12 protein-coding genes and 1 tRNA gene are annotated in these 16,065 nt (G+C 43.5%); all 13 read left to right on the forward strand.

What is annotated here, in order from left to right; translation table 11 throughout:
- Positions 1-17 precede the first annotated feature (17 nt).
- A tRNA-Trp gene (locus tag ACTRWE_RS15585) sits at positions 18-94 on the forward strand.
- Positions 95-224: 130 nt separating this feature from the next.
- Positions 225-602, forward strand: a complete 378-nt coding sequence (gene secE, locus ACTRWE_RS15590; protein WP_013463843.1) for a preprotein translocase subunit SecE — start codon at positions 225-227, stop codon at positions 600-602.
- 4 nt (positions 603-606) lie between these two features.
- Positions 607-1,164: a transcription termination/antitermination protein NusG gene (nusG, locus tag ACTRWE_RS15595; protein WP_013463844.1), complete on the forward strand. Its 558-nt coding sequence runs from the start codon at positions 607-609 to the stop codon at positions 1,162-1,164.
- A 217-nt stretch (positions 1,165-1,381) separates the two neighbouring features.
- Positions 1,382-1,810: a 50S ribosomal protein L11 gene (rplK, locus tag ACTRWE_RS15600; RefSeq protein ID WP_008108462.1), complete on the forward strand. Its 429-nt coding sequence runs from the start codon at positions 1,382-1,384 to the stop codon at positions 1,808-1,810.
- A gap of 4 nt (positions 1,811-1,814) precedes the next feature.
- On the forward strand, positions 1,815-2,519 hold the full coding sequence (gene rplA, locus ACTRWE_RS15605; protein WP_013463845.1) for a 50S ribosomal protein L1: 705 nt from the start codon (positions 1,815-1,817) through the stop codon (positions 2,517-2,519).
- Between the two features lie 320 nt (positions 2,520-2,839).
- Positions 2,840-3,334, forward strand: a complete 495-nt coding sequence (gene rplJ / locus ACTRWE_RS15610) for a 50S ribosomal protein L10 (protein ID WP_013463846.1) — start codon at positions 2,840-2,842, stop codon at positions 3,332-3,334.
- 74 nt (positions 3,335-3,408) lie between these two features.
- A complete protein-coding gene (rplL, locus tag ACTRWE_RS15615) occupies positions 3,409-3,771 on the forward strand; it encodes a 50S ribosomal protein L7/L12 (RefSeq protein WP_013463847.1) in 363 nt (120 codons plus the stop codon).
- A 269-nt stretch (positions 3,772-4,040) separates the two neighbouring features.
- Entirely contained in the window at positions 4,041-8,066 is a 4,026-nt protein-coding gene (rpoB, locus tag ACTRWE_RS15620; RefSeq protein WP_024602214.1) for a DNA-directed RNA polymerase subunit beta, read from the forward strand.
- Positions 8,067-8,170: 104 nt separating this feature from the next.
- Positions 8,171-12,343 (forward strand): DNA-directed RNA polymerase subunit beta', encoded by a 4,173-nt coding sequence (rpoC, locus tag ACTRWE_RS15625; RefSeq protein WP_013463849.1) that lies wholly within the window; start codon positions 8,171-8,173, stop codon positions 12,341-12,343.
- A 194-nt stretch (positions 12,344-12,537) separates the two neighbouring features.
- Entirely contained in the window at positions 12,538-12,912 is a 375-nt protein-coding gene (gene rpsL / locus ACTRWE_RS15630; protein ID WP_002958885.1) for a 30S ribosomal protein S12, read from the forward strand.
- A gap of 97 nt (positions 12,913-13,009) precedes the next feature.
- Positions 13,010-13,480: a 30S ribosomal protein S7 gene (rpsG, locus tag ACTRWE_RS15635; RefSeq protein ID WP_010392135.1), complete on the forward strand. Its 471-nt coding sequence runs from the start codon at positions 13,010-13,012 to the stop codon at positions 13,478-13,480.
- Positions 13,481-13,507: 27 nt separating this feature from the next.
- The gene (fusA, locus tag ACTRWE_RS15640) at positions 13,508-15,622 is read left to right on the forward strand and encodes an elongation factor G (RefSeq protein ID WP_013463850.1); all 2,115 of its coding nucleotides are present in this window, start codon (positions 13,508-13,510) and stop codon (positions 15,620-15,622) included.
- A 62-nt stretch (positions 15,623-15,684) separates the two neighbouring features.
- Positions 15,685-16,065 (forward strand): GTP-binding protein (locus ACTRWE_RS15645; RefSeq protein WP_462880297.1); only part of this gene is annotated, 381 nt, incomplete at its 3' end.

Genomic DNA, 16,065 nt, shown 5'->3' on the forward strand with positions numbered 1-16,065 from the left:
ATAGGCATCCACTTTGCAGGGGCGTAGTTCCAATTGGTAGAACAGCGGTCTCCAAAACCGACGGTTGGGAGTTCGAATCTCTCCGCCCCTGCCAATTTTTACAAAGTGAATAAAGTCTAGAACTAAAAATCGGTTTGAGTAAGCTTGTTTTTAAGTTTAGATTTTAATGGATTAACCCTGTCGACGTGCAGGGTTGTTGTGTCTGTAGTTAAGGTAATAATATTATGAGCACGAATATAGAAACACCATCAAGTGGGATGGAGTCAGTAAAGTGGTTAGTAGCAATTGCGCTACTTGCAGGCGCAGTCGTTGGTAATCATATGTTTGCAGATCAGTCTGTATTACTACGTGCTATTGGCGTTGTGGTTGCAATAGCGGCGGGTTTAGCTATTGCTTCGCAAACTTTTAAGGGACGTACCTTCCTTGCTTTTGCTAAAGAAGCGCGTATTGAAGTACGCAAAGTAATTTGGCCAACGCGTCAAGAAACAACGCACACGACATTAATCGTAATGGTTGCAACAGTGATTATGGCACTTATCCTTTGGGGATTAGATGGCATTTTATTCCGCGCTGTAGGCTTTTTAACTGGATTGGAGATCTGATCCCATGTCGGATGAGAATAACGAAAAGAAACTACGTTGGTACGTAGTACAAGCTTTCTCAGGTTATGAGAAGCGTGTTGCTCAAACATTATTAGAGCACATTAAAATCAAAGGCCTAGAAGATAGCTTTGGTGAAGTATTAGTTCCTACTGAAGAAGTAGTTGAGATGCGTGCTGGTCAAAAGCGTAAGTCTGAGCGTAAATTCTTCCCAGGTTACGTACTAGTACAAATGGATATGAACGATGCAAGCTGGCACTTAGTAAATAGCACTGAACGTGTTATGGGCTTTATTGGTGGTACATCAGACCGTCCTGCACCAATTAGTTCTAAAGAAGCTGATCGCATTCTTAATCGCCTTCAAGAAAACGCTGAAGCGCCTAAACCAGCAACATTATTTGAACCAGGTGAAGTGGTTCGTGTTACTGATGGTCCATTTGCTGACTTTAGTGGTGTGGTTGAAGAAGTTGACTACGAAAAGAGCCGTGTAAAAGTATCGGTACTTATTTTTGGTCGTTCTACGCCAGTTGAACTTGAGTTTGGTCAAGTTGAACAAGATAAGTAATTGATTTAAAGCGTTGTGTTAAAAGTTTCTTAATTTTTGGCACGAAGCTTGAAAAAGGCCGCTGATTAACTTATAATCAGCGGCCTTTTTGTATTCAGGGAAAACGTTTGTTTAACTGTTTACTAAAAAGTGAGAAACCAATTTTTAAACTGGGAAGCCGCTAGAGTACGCGTCCTCGCGCGCACAAGGCTAAGACCCACCTAATGAGGTATTTATAATGGCTAAGAAAGTTGAAGCTCTAATCAAGCTACAAGTTGCTGCTGGTATGGCTAACCCTAGTCCTCCAGTAGGTCCAGCACTAGGTCAACACGGTGTAAACATCATGGAATTCTGTAAAGCGTTCAACGCACGTACAGAATCTATCGAAAAAGGCGCTCCAGTTCCTGTAGTGATCTCTGTTTACGGCGACCGTTCATTTACGTTCGACATGAAAACGCCACCGGCTGCTTACTTACTTAAGAAAGCTGCAGGTATCAAATCTGGTTCAGGCCGTCCTAACACTGAAAAAGTAGGCACAGTAACTCGTGCTCAACTTGAAGAAATCGTTGAGACAAAGAAACCAGACCTTACAGCTTCTGATTTAGAAGCTGCGGTTCGCACTATCGCAGGTTCTGCGCGTGCGATGGGCTTGAACGTAGAGGACTAAGATAATGGCTAAATTAACTAAACGTATGCGTACTATCCGCGAAAAAGTGGAAGTAACTAAAGATTACGAAATTAACGAAGCAGTTGCTCTTTTAAAAGAATTAGCGACAGCTAAATTCGTAGAAAGTGTTGACGTTGCTGTTAACCTTGGTATCGATGCTCGTAAATCTGATCAAAACGTTCGTGGTGCGACTGTACTACCTAACGGTACTGGTCGTGACGTTCGTGTTGCTGTATTCACTCAAGGCGCTAATGCAGAAGCTGCAAAAGAAGCCGGTGCTGAATTAGTAGGCATGGAAGATCTTGCTGAACTAGTTAAGAAAGGCGAGATGAATTTTGACGTTGTTGTTGCATCACCAGACGCTATGCGTGTTGTTGGTCAACTAGGTCAAATCTTAGGCCCACGTGGTCTAATGCCAAACCCTAAAACTGGTACTGTAACACCTAACGTTGCAGAAGCAGTTAAAAATGCGAAAGCAGGTCAAGTGCGTTACCGCAATGACAAAAATGGTATCATCCATACTACGATTGGTAAGGTTGATTTCACTGCTGAGCAGTTACAACAAAACCTTGAAGCTCTAATTGTTGCGCTTAAGAAGGCTAAACCTTCTCAAGCTAAAGGTGTTTACTTGAAGAAAGTAACTATCTCTACAACAATGGGCGCAGGTGTTTCTGTTGACCAAAGCACTTTAAGCACAGTTGTTGCTTAATTGAGTGTTTACATGGCGTGAAATTTGTACTATAATTTTGCGCCATTTTGTTGATTAATTTAGTTAATCGCAAAGTAAAGAATTCGGGTTGAAGTCCATAATTTCGAAGCGCCTTTGGGCAACGCGATAAATTGGGCTTCCGTCCAAGACCGTAGGCGGCTTCGGCCTTAATATTACCTACGTAGACGGTGTGAATCCCCAGATAGATTTTTCCTAATCTTCTGGCTCTCGCCGTAAAAAGCATCTCCATCTTTATTGATGGGGAAGAGTAAAACAGGGAAGCCGATAAACGGTAACCCATTAAACCAGGAGTAACACCCATGGCTTTAAATCTTCAAGGCAAAAAAGCAATTGTTGCTGAAGTCAACGAAGCAGCCAATGGTGCTCTTTCTGCAGTTGTTGCAGATTCTCGTGGTGTAACAGTTGGTGCAATCACTGCCCTTCGTAAAGAAGCTCGTGCAAATGGTGTTTGGATGAAAGTTGTCCGTAACACTTTAGCAAAACGTGCTTTTGAAGGTACAGAGTTTGAGTGCCTTTCTGACTCATTAGTTGGTCCAAGCTTAATCGCTTTCTCATCAGAGCACCCAGGTGCTGCTGCGCGTATCTTCTCAGATTTCGCGAAAAAGAATGAGCATTTCGAACTTAAGATGGCCGCTTTTGAAGGTAATGTAGTAGACGCAGCTATGCTTGCAACTCTACCTACATACGACGAAGCTGTTGCACGCTTAATGAGCGCTATGAAAGAAGCGTCTGCTGGCAAATTGTGTAAAACAATTGAAGCAGTACGTGTACAGAAAGAAGAGCAAGCTGCTTAATTTTAAGTTGTTTAATCCCTTTCGGTGTAAATTTATTTGGACCTTAGAGTCCGTTAATTATTAGGAAATTTGTAATGTCTGTAACTAAAGACCAAATCCTTGACGCAATTGCTGAAATGTCAGTAATGGACGTTGTTGCTCTAGTTGAAGCAATGGAAGAAAAATTCGGCGTAACTGCTGCAGCTGCTATGGTAGCAGGTCCTGCTGCTGAAGCTGCTGAAGAGAAAACAGAATTTGACGTAATCCTTACTGGCGCTGGCGCTAATAAAGTTGCGGCAATCAAAGCTGTTCGTGGCGCAACTGGTCTTGGCTTAAAAGAAGCTAAAGCACTTGTTGAAGCTGCTCCAACTCCAGTTAAAGAAGGTATTTCTAAGGAAGAAGCTGAAGCTCTTGCTAAAGAACTTACTGAAGCTGGTGCTGAAGTTGAGGTTAAGTAATCTAGCTTTTGCTAGGTTCGCTGCCTGAGAAATCAGGCAAGGGCTGGTGATTATTTAATCACCGGCCTTTTTGCGCTATAGAGCGACTATTCTTATAGCGCAAATAAAATCTGATTTATTCTTTAATTTCAACGCTTTATAGTTTGCTAGTGTTGAGGTGGGATTAAGTTGGAACAACAGTTAAATGTTGTACATCTTGGCATAGATGCCAGTTAAGTCTGTTCTTACAAGAACAGGTCGGGTCAAAGATCAGCAAGCTGAGGAACCCCATGGCTTACTCTTATTCTGAAAAGAAACGTATCCGTAAGGATTTTGGTAAACGTCCACAAGTTTTGGATATACCTTTCTTACTGTCGACGCAGTTAGAATCGTTTAAAAAATTCTTAGTCCCGGACGCTGATGGCGATCATGGTTTGGAAGCTGCCTTCCGTTCTGTGTTCCCAATTAAAAGCTACTCGGGAAATTCTGAGCTTCAATACGTAAGTTATCGTATTGGTGAGCCAGTATTCGATGTAAAAGAATGTCAAATTCGCGGTGTGACTTATTCTGCTCCACTTCGCGTGAAACTGCGTCTTGTAGTAATGGACAAAGAAGCTCCAGGCACAGTTAAAGACATTAAAGAGCAAGAAGTTTACATGGGCGAAATTCCGCTCATGACCGATACCGGTACTTTTGTAATCAATGGTACAGAGCGTGTTATCGTTTCTCAGCTACACCGTAGCCCTGGTGTATTCTTTGATAACGACCGCGGTAAAACTCACTCGTCAGGTAAAGTGCTTTATAACGCACGCGTAATTCCTTACCGTGGTTCATGGTTAGACTTCGAATTTGATGCAAAAGATAACTTATATGTACGTATTGACCGTCGTCGTAAATTACCGGCGTCTATCATCTTACGTGCACTTGAGTACACGAGTGAAGAAATCCTAGATATCTTCTTCGATACTACTGCGTTTGAAATTGCTGATGGTAAAGTTCTTATGGAACTTGTACCTTCACGTTTACGTGGTGAAACTGCCGCTTTTGATATCAAGAGCGAAGACGGTGAAGTCCTTGTTGAAAGCGGTCGTCGTGTTACGGCTCGCCACATCAAGAGCATCGAGAAAAAAGGCATTAATCAATTAGAAGTACCACATGAGTACATCATTGGCCGTGTATTAGCGAAGAACTATGTTGATGAGTCAACAGGTGAAATCATCGCGACTGCAAATGACGAGCTAACGCTTGAAATGATGGCTGAATTGGTTAAAGCAGGTCACACTACTATTGATACATTATATATCAATGAAGTGGACAGCGGCGCTTACATGTCAAATACATTAAACATTGACTCGTCAAGCAACCGTTTAGAAGCACTAGTAGAAATTTATCGCATGATGCGCCCAGGCGAGCCACCGACGAAAGACGCGGCTGAAGCCTTATTTGAGAACTTATTCTTCTCAGAAGAACGCTATGACTTATCAACAGTAGGTCGTATGAAGTTCAATAGCCGTGTTGGTTACGATTCAGACACAGGCCCTGGCACATTAAGCAAAGAAGACATCGTAGCGGTTATGAAAGTATTGATTGCTATTCGTAACGGTGTTGGCGATGTTGATGATATAGACCACTTAGGCAACCGTCGTATACGTAGTGTTGGCGAAATGGCTGAGAACCAATTCCGTGTAGGTTTAGTACGTGTAGAACGTGCTGTACGTGAGCGTTTAAGCTTAGGTGACCTAGACGCGATCATGCCACAAGATCTTATTAATGCTAAGCCTATTTCGGCAGCAGTTAAAGAGTTTTTCGGCTCGTCTCAGTTATCACAGTTTATGGACCAAAATAACCCGCTATCAGAAGTAACGCACAAGCGTCGTATTTCTGCATTAGGTCCGGGCGGTCTAACTCGTGAGCGTGCTGGCTTTGAAGTACGTGACGTTCACGTAACTCACTACGGTCGTGTATGTCCAATCGAGACTCCTGAGGGTCCAAACATCGGTCTAATTAACTCATTGTCTACGTATGCACGTACCAATGACTACGGTTTCTTAGAAACACCTTACCGCAAAGTGGTAGACGGTGTAGTAACTGATGAAGTTGATTACCTATCAGCCATTGAAGAAGGTCAGTTTGTTATCGCACAGGCGAACTCAAACTTAACTGAAACCAATGAGTTTGTAGATGAACTTATTCCATGTCGTCACAAAGGTGAATCAACCTTTATGGGTCGCATGGACCAACAATATATGGATGTATCACCACAACAGGTGATCTCTGTAGCGGCCGCACTTATCCCGTTCCTAGAACACGATGATGCTAACCGTGCATTGATGGGTTCAAACATGCAACGTCAAGCAGTACCAACATTGAAAGCGGACAAACCGTTAGTAGGCACTGGTATTGAGTTAACACTAGCGAAAGACTCTGGTGTAACGATTGTTGCAAAACGTGGTGGTGAAGTAATGTATGCCGACGCAAGTCGCATCGTTGTTAATGTACATGAAGAAGAACGCATTCCTGGTGAAGCGGGCATCGACATCTACAACTTAACCAAGTACACACGTTCTAACCAAAATACATGTATTAACCAAAAACCAACATGCATGGTTGGTGAACCGGTTACTCGTGGCGATGTGTTAGCAGATGGTCCTTCGACTGACTTAGGTGACTTAGCCCTTGGTCAAAACCTTCGCGTGGCATTCATGCCATGGAACGGTTACAACTTCGAGGATTCAATCTTACTATCAGAGCGCGTAGTTGAAGAAGATCGTCTAACGACTATTCATATTCAAGAACTACAGTGTATTGCCCGTGATACTAAATTAGGCTCAGAAGAGATCACAGCAGATATCCCGAACGTGGGTGAATCTGCACTAGGCAAGCTTGATGAATCAGGTGTTGTATATATTGGTGCTGAAGTTAAAGGCGGCGATATCCTAGTAGGTAAAGTGACTCCGAAAGGCGAAACGCAATTAACACCAGAAGAAAAGCTACTACGTGCTATCTTCGGTGAGAAAGCGTCTGACGTTAAAGACAGCTCTTTACGTGTACCAAACTCTGTAACCGGTACTGTAATCGACGTACAAGTTTTCACCCGTGATGGTGTTGAAAAAGATAAACGTGCGTTAGAAGTTGAAGACATGCAGCTTCGCGAAGCGAAGAAAGACTTCAACGAAGAGTTCCGTATTTTAGAAGCCGGTGTTTTAGACCGTGCACGCAAGTTACTTGTGGCAGCTGGTTTCGATGAAGACAACTTAGCGTCACTGAATGCTGAAAAGTTACTAACTCAAAGCCTTGCTGAAGAAGACAAGCAAGCTGAACTTGAGCAACTAGCTGCACAGTACGATGAGCTTAAAGCTGAATACGATAAGAAGTTTGAAAACAAACGTCGTAAAATTACCCAAGGTGATGACTTAGCACCAGGCGTACTTAAGATTGTTAAAGTATACCTAGCTGTTAAACGTCGTATCCAACCGGGTGATAAAATGGCGGGTCGTCACGGTAACAAAGGTGTTATCTCGACTATCGTACCAGTAGAAGATATGCCATACGATGACAAAGGTCGTACGGTAGATATCGTACTAAATCCACTAGGTGTACCATCACGTATGAACATCGGTCAGATCCTTGAAACACATATGGGTCTAGCTGCACGTGGTATTGGTGAGCGCTTAGAAGAAATGATGAAAGAACAACGCGAGCTTCATGAGCTACGCGAATTCATCAAACAAGCTTATGAGATCGGTGAATCTCGTCAGGTTGTGGATATTGCTAGTTTCTCTGATGACGAAATTCGTCGTTTAGCTGAAAACTTGAAAGGTGGTTTACCGATTGCTACTCCTGCATTTGATGGCGCGAAAGAAAGCGAAATCAAAGACATGCTAGAGCTAGGCGGCTACCCTAGAAGTGGTCAGGTTACACTTTATGATGGCCGTACTGGCGATCAGTTTGAACGTCAAGTAACTGTAGGTTACATGTACATGCTTAAACTTAACCACTTGGTTGACGATAAGATGCACGCACGTTCTACTGGTTCTTACAGCCTTGTTACTCAGCAGCCGCTGGGTGGTAAAGCACAGTTCGGTGGCCAGCGTTTTGGTGAGATGGAAGTATGGGCACTTGAAGCTTACGGTGCTGCTTACACACTACAAGAAATGCTAACAGTGAAATCGGATGACGTGAACGGTCGTACTAAGATGTATAAAAACATCGTTGATGGTAACCATAAAATGGAACCAGGTATGCCAGAATCGTTCAACGTATTGTTGAAAGAAATCCGCTCACTGGGTATCAACATCGAGTTGGAAGAAAATTAAGCCAATTAGATGCTGCAGTTAGCGCTGCAGCATCTGTTATGGCTGAATAGAATGTAGGGACGAGAACATCCGTCCTCAAGATTAACTCCGACAGGAGAGCTAAGGTGAAAGACTTACTTAAGTTTCTGAAGCAACAAAATAAGACCGAAGAATTCGATGCAATTCGCATTGGTCTTGCTTCACCAGACATGGTTCGTTCATGGTCATACGGTGAAGTAAAGAAACCTGAGACTATTAACTACCGTACTTTCAAGCCTGAGCGCGATGGCTTATTCTGTGCCCGTATTTTCGGCCCAGTGAAAGATTATGAGTGTTTATGTGGTAAATATAAACGCCTTAAACACCGTGGTGTGATCTGTGAAAAGTGTGGCGTTGAAGTAACACTCACTAAAGTGCGTCGTGACCGTATGGGTCATATAGAACTGGCAAGTCCAGTTGCGCATATATGGTTTTTAAAATCATTACCGTCACGTATCGGCTTAATGCTTGATATGACGCTTCGTGATATTGAACGTGTTCTTTACTTCGAATCATTCGTAGTAACTGAGCCTGGCATGACAACGCTTGAGCGTGGTCAGCTATTAGGTGAAGAAGAATACCTAGATGCACTTGAAGAGCACGGTGATGAATTTGAAGCGAAGATGGGTGCTGAAGCAGTATTAGACTTACTGCGTGAACTCGATCTTGCTCAATTAATTGCAGAAATGCGTGAAGAGTTACCAACAATTAACTCTGAAACTAAGCGTAAAAAGATCACTAAACGTCTTAAGTTAATGGAATCGTTCCACCAATCAGGTAATAACCCTGAGTGGATGATCATGACAGTACTTCCAGTATTGCCACCTGACTTACGCCCATTAGTGCCACTAGACGGTGGTCGTTTTGCGACATCTGATCTAAATGACCTTTACCGTCGTGTTATTAACCGTAATAACCGTCTTAAGCGTCTACTAGATTTAGCTGCACCAGATATTATCGTACGCAACGAAAAACGTATGTTACAAGAAGCGGTCGATGCGCTACTTGATAACGGTCGTCGTGGTCGTGCAATTACAGGTTCTAACAAACGTCCTCTTAAATCGCTTGCTGATATGATCAAAGGTAAGCAAGGTCGTTTCCGTCAGAACTTACTTGGTAAGCGTGTAGATTACTCTGGCCGTTCTGTAATCACGGTTGGTCCTACACTTAAGCTTCATCAGTGTGGTCTTCCTAAGAAGATGGCATTAGAGCTTTTCAAACCATTCATCTATGGCAAATTAGAGCGTCGCGGCATGGCTACGACAATCAAAGCTGCTAAGAAAATGGTAGAGCGTGAAGTAGCGGAAGTATGGGATGTACTAGACGAAGTAATTCGTGAACATCCAGTATTACTTAACCGTGCACCAACACTTCACCGTTTGGGTATCCAAGCGTTTGAACCTGTGCTTATCGAAGGTAAAGCGATTCATTTGCATCCATTAGTATGTGCGGCGTACAACGCCGATTTCGATGGTGACCAAATGGCGGTACACGTACCGCTAACTATTGAAGCGCAGCTTGAAGCTCGTGCGTTAATGATGTCTACAAACAACATCTTATCGCCTGCTAATGGTGAGCCAATCATCGTTCCTTCACAGGACGTTGTATTAGGTCTTTATTACATGACGCGTGATCGTATTAACGCGAAAGGCGAAGGCGCCGTATTTAAAGATCCTAAAGAAGCAGAAAAAGCATACCGTAGTGGTAATGCCGACCTTCACGCTATCGTGAAAGTTCGTATTAGCCAATCAGTTAAAAACGAAGAAGGTGTTGTTGAAGACACTGTAACCGTGATTGATACTACTGTTGGTCGTGCGATTCTGTCTTTAATTTTACCAAAAGGCATGCCGTATGAGTCAATCAACCAAGCCCTAGGTAAAAAGCAGATTTCTGGCTTAATTAATGAGTGTTACCGTCGTCTTGGTCTAAAAGACACAGTTATGTTTGCTGACCAAATCATGTACACCGGTTTCCACTATGCAATGAAGTCAGGTGTTTCAATTGGTATCGATGACTTAGTTATCCCACCAGTTAAAGCAGCAATCATTGAATCAGCTGAAGCTGAAGTAACTGAAATCAACCAACAATTCCAATCAGGTCTTGTAACAGCTGGTGAAAAGTACAACAAAGTTATCGATATCTGGTCACGTGTAAATGAAAACTTATCACGTGAAATGATGGCCAACTTGTCAAAAGACACGGTTATCAATGCAAAAGGTGAAGAAGTAGAACAACCGTCATTTAACTCAGTGTTTATGATGGCCGACTCAGGTGCTCGTGGTAGTGCCGCTCAGATCCGTCAGCTAGCAGGTATGCGTGGCCTAATGGCACGTCCAGATGGTTCAATCATCGAGACGCCAATCACGGCTAACTTCCGTGAAGGTCTAAACGTACTTCAGTACTTCATCTCAACGCACGGTGCGCGTAAAGGTCTTGCCGATACAGCACTGAAAACAGCGAACTCGGGTTACCTAACGCGTCGTCTAGTAGACGTTGCACAAGATTTGGTAATCAACGAAGACGATTGTGGCACAGAAGATGGCTTAACAATGAAACCGCTAATTGAAGGTGGTGACGTTGTAGAAGCACTTCGCGAACGTGTACTAGGTCGTGTTGTCGCTGAAGACGTTGTGATCCCAGGTACTAATACAGTACTTGTTGAACGTAACATCATGCTTGACGAAAAACTGTGTGACCTTTTAGAAGAGCACTCAGTTGATGAAGTTCGCGTACGTTCAGTTATCACTTGTGATAACGACTTTGGTGTATGTGCTAAGTGTTATGGTCGTGACCTTGCACGTGGTCATATCATCAACGCGGGTGAATCAGTAGGTGTTATCGCAGCTCAATCAATCGGTGAGCCGGGTACACAGCTTACGATGCGTACCTTCCACATCGGTGGTGCGGCATCAAGAGCGTCTGCTGAAAATAATGTACAAGTTAAAACAAACGGTACATTAAAACTTCACAACGCTAAATATGTATTAAATACAGACGGTAAGATTGTTATTACCTCTCGTTCTACCGAGATCACTATCATTGATAGCTATGGTCGTGAGAAAGAGCGTTATAAAGTACCTTACGGTGCGGTATTAACAGTGCAAGACAATGCAGAAGTTCAAGGTAACGACATCGTTGCTACTTGGGACCCGCATAGTCACCCAATCGTTCTTGAGCATAAATCAAAAGTATCGTTCAGCGATATCGATGATTCAAACACTGAAGCACAGACTGACGAACTAACGGGTTTAACTCGTGTAGTTGTTAAAGATCTTGCTAAAGCGAATGCGAAAGAGCCAAAGCTTATCATTGAAAGTGATGAGCGTGGCTTGCAAGAAACGCGTCTTCCTTCATTCACTACGATTGAAGTAACAGACGGCGCGACTGCAAACCCAGGTGACGTGTTAGCACGTATTCCGCAAGAAGGTTCGAAAACTCGTGATATCACGGGTGGTCTACCACGCGTAGCCGACTTATTTGAAGCACGTAAGCCGAAAGATCCAGCTATCTTAGCTGAAATCACCGGTACGATTAGCTTCGGTAAAGAGACTAAAGGTAAGAAACGTTTAGTTATTACACCAGCTGAAGGCGATCATTACGAAGAAATGATTCCTAAGTGGCGTCAACTTAACGTGTTTGAAGGTGAACAAGTGTCTAAAGGTGAAGTTATCGCCGATGGTCCAGAATCACCGCATGACATCTTACGCCTACGTGGTGTGACTCATGTTGCTAATTACATTGTTAACGAAGTGCAAGAGGTTTACCGTTTGCAGGGCGTTAAGATCAATGATAAGCACATTGAAACTATTATTCGTCAAATGCTACGTAAATGTATCATTCTAGACGGTGGTGATACTGAGTTCTTAGCCGGTGAGCAAATTGAAGTGGCACGCGTTAATATCGCAAACCGCGACCTTGAAGCTCAAGGTAAGATCCCAGCTAAGTTTGAAATCCAGTTAATGGGTATCACAAAAGCATCACTAGCGACAGAATCTTTCATCTCAGCAGCCTCGTTCCAGGAGACAACTCGTGTCCTAACAGAAGCCGCTGTAAATGGTAAGAGCGATGAACTACGCGGTCTGAAAGAAAACGTAATTGTGGGTCGATTGATCCCAGCCGGTACCGGTTTTGCGTATCATCAAGAGCGTATGGCTCGTCGTAAGCAAAAAGACGTTGTTGAAGAGCAAACGGTAAGTGCGGAAGAGGCAACTCAAGCACTCACTGATGCTTTAAACGCGGATTTATCTGGAAATCAATAAACCGAATATAATCAATAGATTAGAGTTTCATAAGGCAGTTATCTACTGCCTTGTGAGCGGTTTAGGTTGACAGGTCAATCTTTGCTCATTAAAATTCCGCCACCCATTTACTTGCACGTTTAAAACATGCTGGTAAAACAAGGGCGGATTTTTTATTTTTTTCAGTAGTAATTTTAATTTCAGGAGCTATTTAAATGGCAACTATTAACCAGCTAGTGCGTAAGCCACGTCGTAGCAAGGTTACTAAAAGTAACTCAGCTGCGCTTAAAGCGTGTCCGCAAAAGCGTGGTGTATGTACTCGCGTATATACAACTACACCTAAGAAACCAAACTCGGCGTTACGTAAAGTAGCTCGTGTACGTTTAACTAACGGTTTCGAAGTAACTTCATACATCGGTGGTGAAGGTCATAACCTTCAAGAGCACAGTGTAATCCTAATCCGTGGTGGTCGTGTTAAAGATTTACCAGGTGTGCGTTTTCACACTGTACGTGGTGCACTTGACTGTGCAGGCGTTAGCGACCGTCGTCAAGCTCGTTCTAAATACGGTGCAAAACGCCCTAAAGGCTAATTGTTTTCCGTTAGTAAGGCCAAGCACTAAATATTATTAATTATTGTTTTGGGTGATTGACTCGAAAGAGCAAACCTGAATAAACCGGAGATACAAAATGCCTAGAAGACGCGTAATAGGTCAACGTAAAATTCTTCCAGATCCTAAGTTCGGATCGGAACTTCTTGCTAAGTTCGTTAACATCGTAATGTTAGACGGCAAGAAATCTACTGCTGAAAAAATCGTTTATGGTGCGCTAGACGTGGCTGCTGAGAAATCAGGCAAGTCGCACCTAGAAATCTTTGAAACTGCACTTGATAACATCCGTCCACAGGTAGAGGTTAAATCTCGCCGTGTTGGTGGTTCAACTTATCAAGTACCAGTTGAAGTACGTCCAGTACGTCGCAACGCATTAGGTATGCGTTGGTTAGTAGACGCTGCACGTAAGCGTGGCGAAAAATCTATGGGCTTACGTTTAGCTCAAGAAATCGTTGACGCTGCTGACAACAAAGGCACTGCGGTTAAGAAACGTGAAGACGTTCACCGTATGGCTGAAGCGAATAAAGCATTCGCTCATTACCGTTGGTAATCTGTCCTTAACCTTTAAGAGGATTTTATGGCACGTACAACTCCACTTGAGCGTTACCGCAATATCGGTATTTGTGCTCACGTAGATGCAGGCAAAACCACCACAACAGAACGTGTTCTGTTCTACACAGGTCTTTCTCATAAGATCGGTGAAGTACATGATGGCGCCGCAACTATGGATTGGATGGAGCAGGAACAAGAGCGTGGTATCACAATCACTTCTGCTGCAACAACGTGTTTCTGGAAAGGGATGGACGCGCAATTTGACGACCATCGCATCAATATTATTGATACCCCAGGACACGTAGATTTCACTATCGAAGTAGAGCGTTCTTTACGTGTACTAGATGGTGCGGTAGTTGTTCTTTGTGCTTCATCTGGTGTACAGCCGCAAACTGAGACAGTTTGGCGTCAAGCGAACAAATACGAAGTTCCGAGAATGATCTTCGTAAATAAAATGGATCGCACGGGCGCTGACTTCTTAACGGTTGTCGGCCAGGTGAAATCTCGTCTTGGAGCAACGCCTGTTCCAGTCCAGCTGCCAATTGGCGCTGAAGACGACTTTAAAGGTGTTATTGACCTTATTAAAATGAAAGCCATTAACTGGAATGATGAAGACCAGGGTATGACTTTCTCTTATGAGGCAATACCGGCAGAACTTCAGGATTTAGCTGAAGAATGGCGCTCTCATTTAGTTGAAAGCGCTGCTGAAGCCTCTGAAGAACTAATGGATAAATACTTAGAAGGTGAAGAGTTAAGCGAAGCAGAAATTAAAAATGCTTTGCGTCAACGCACATTAGCGAACGAAATTGTTCCCATGACCTGTGGTAGTGCATTTAAAAACAAAGGCGTTCAAGCTGTGCTTGATTGCGTTGTTGAATATATGCCATCACCCACACAAGTGAAACAAATCCAAGGTATCCTCGAAGATGGTACCGAGGAAGAGCGTCCTGCTGATGATAAAGCGCCGTTTGCTGCTCTTGCATTCAAGATTGCAACAGACCCGTTTGTTGGCACTTTAACCTTTTTCCGTGTTTACTCTGGTACTGTTAAACAGGGTGACGCGGTATATAACCCAGTAAAAAGTAAGCGTGAGCGTCTTGGTCGTATCGTTCAGATGCATTCAAACTCACGTGAAGAGATCAAAGAAGTCTACGCAGGCGACATCGCGGCGGCTATTGGTCTCAAAGACGTAACAACAGGCGAGACACTGTGTGATCCGAATTCTATTATTACGCTAGAGCGTATGGAATTCCCAGAACCAGTTATCTCTGTTGCGGTTGAGCCTCGCACAATCGCTGACCAGGATAAAATGGGTATCGCGCTAGGTAAACTAGCGGCAGAAGATCCATCTTTCCGCGTACAAACTGACGAAGAATCAGGCCAGACGATTATCTCTGGCATGGGTGAACTTCACCTTGATATCATTGTCGACCGTATGAAACGTGAATTCAGTGTTGAATGTAACGTTGGTAAGCCGCAGGTTGCATACCGAGAAGCTATTCGTTCAACTGTTGAAGTTGAAGGGAAGTTTATACGTCAATCAGGTGGTCGTGGTCAATATGGTCACGTCTGGCTTAAACTTGAACCGATGGATATTTCGGATGATGAAGCCCCAATTTACGAGTTCGTTAACGAAACCGTAGGTGGGTCAGTTCCGAAAGAATACATCCCTGCGGTAGACAAAGGTATCCAAGAGCAAATGGCTCAAGGTGTACTGGCAGGCTACCCATTACTTGGCGTGAAAGCGACTTTATATGATGGTTCATTCCATGATGTAGATTCGAATGAAATGGCATTTAAAATAGCAGGTTCACTCGCTATGAAGCAAGGTGCGCTAGATGCAAACCCTGCTTTATTAGAGCCAGTAATGAAGGTTGAAGTACTCACTCCTGAAGCAAACATGGGTGATGTAGTTGGCGACCTAAACCGTCGTCGCGGCATGATCGAAGGCATGGAAGATGCACTTGGTGGACTTAAGCAAATTAATGCTCAGGTTCCGTTATCTGAAATGTTTGGTTATGCAACTGCTTTACGATCTGCAACACAGGGCCGTGCCTCATACTCTATGGAGTTTTTGAAGTACGCTGAAGCCTCTAAACAGGTTGCAGATACAATAATTTCAGCTCGCGCTGTTATATGATTTTAGCTTGTCTGGCTCAATACTGAGTCAGGCTTTAATTTCTTTATTAGGAATTTTTTAAGATGGCAAAAGAAAAGTTTGAACGCGTAAAACCGCACGTAAACGTTGGTACAATCGGCCACGTTGACCACGGTAAAACTACACTAACTGCAGCAATCACTAACGTACTTGCAAAAGTATACGGCGGTGTTGCTAAAGATTTCGCATCAATCGATAACGCTCCAGAAGAGCGCGAGCGTGGTATCACAATCTCAACTTCACACGTTGAGTACGATACTCCTACTCGTCACTACGCACACGTAGATTGTCCTGGTCACGCCGATTATGTTAAAAACATGATCACTGGTGCTGCTCAAATGGATGGCGCTATCTTAGTAGTAGCTGCGACTGATGGCCCTATGCCACAAACTCGTGAGCACATCCTACTTTCTCGCCAAGTTGGT

The sequence above is a fragment of the Pseudoalteromonas sp. G5_S1_54_S4 genome, from assembly GCF_054968565.1.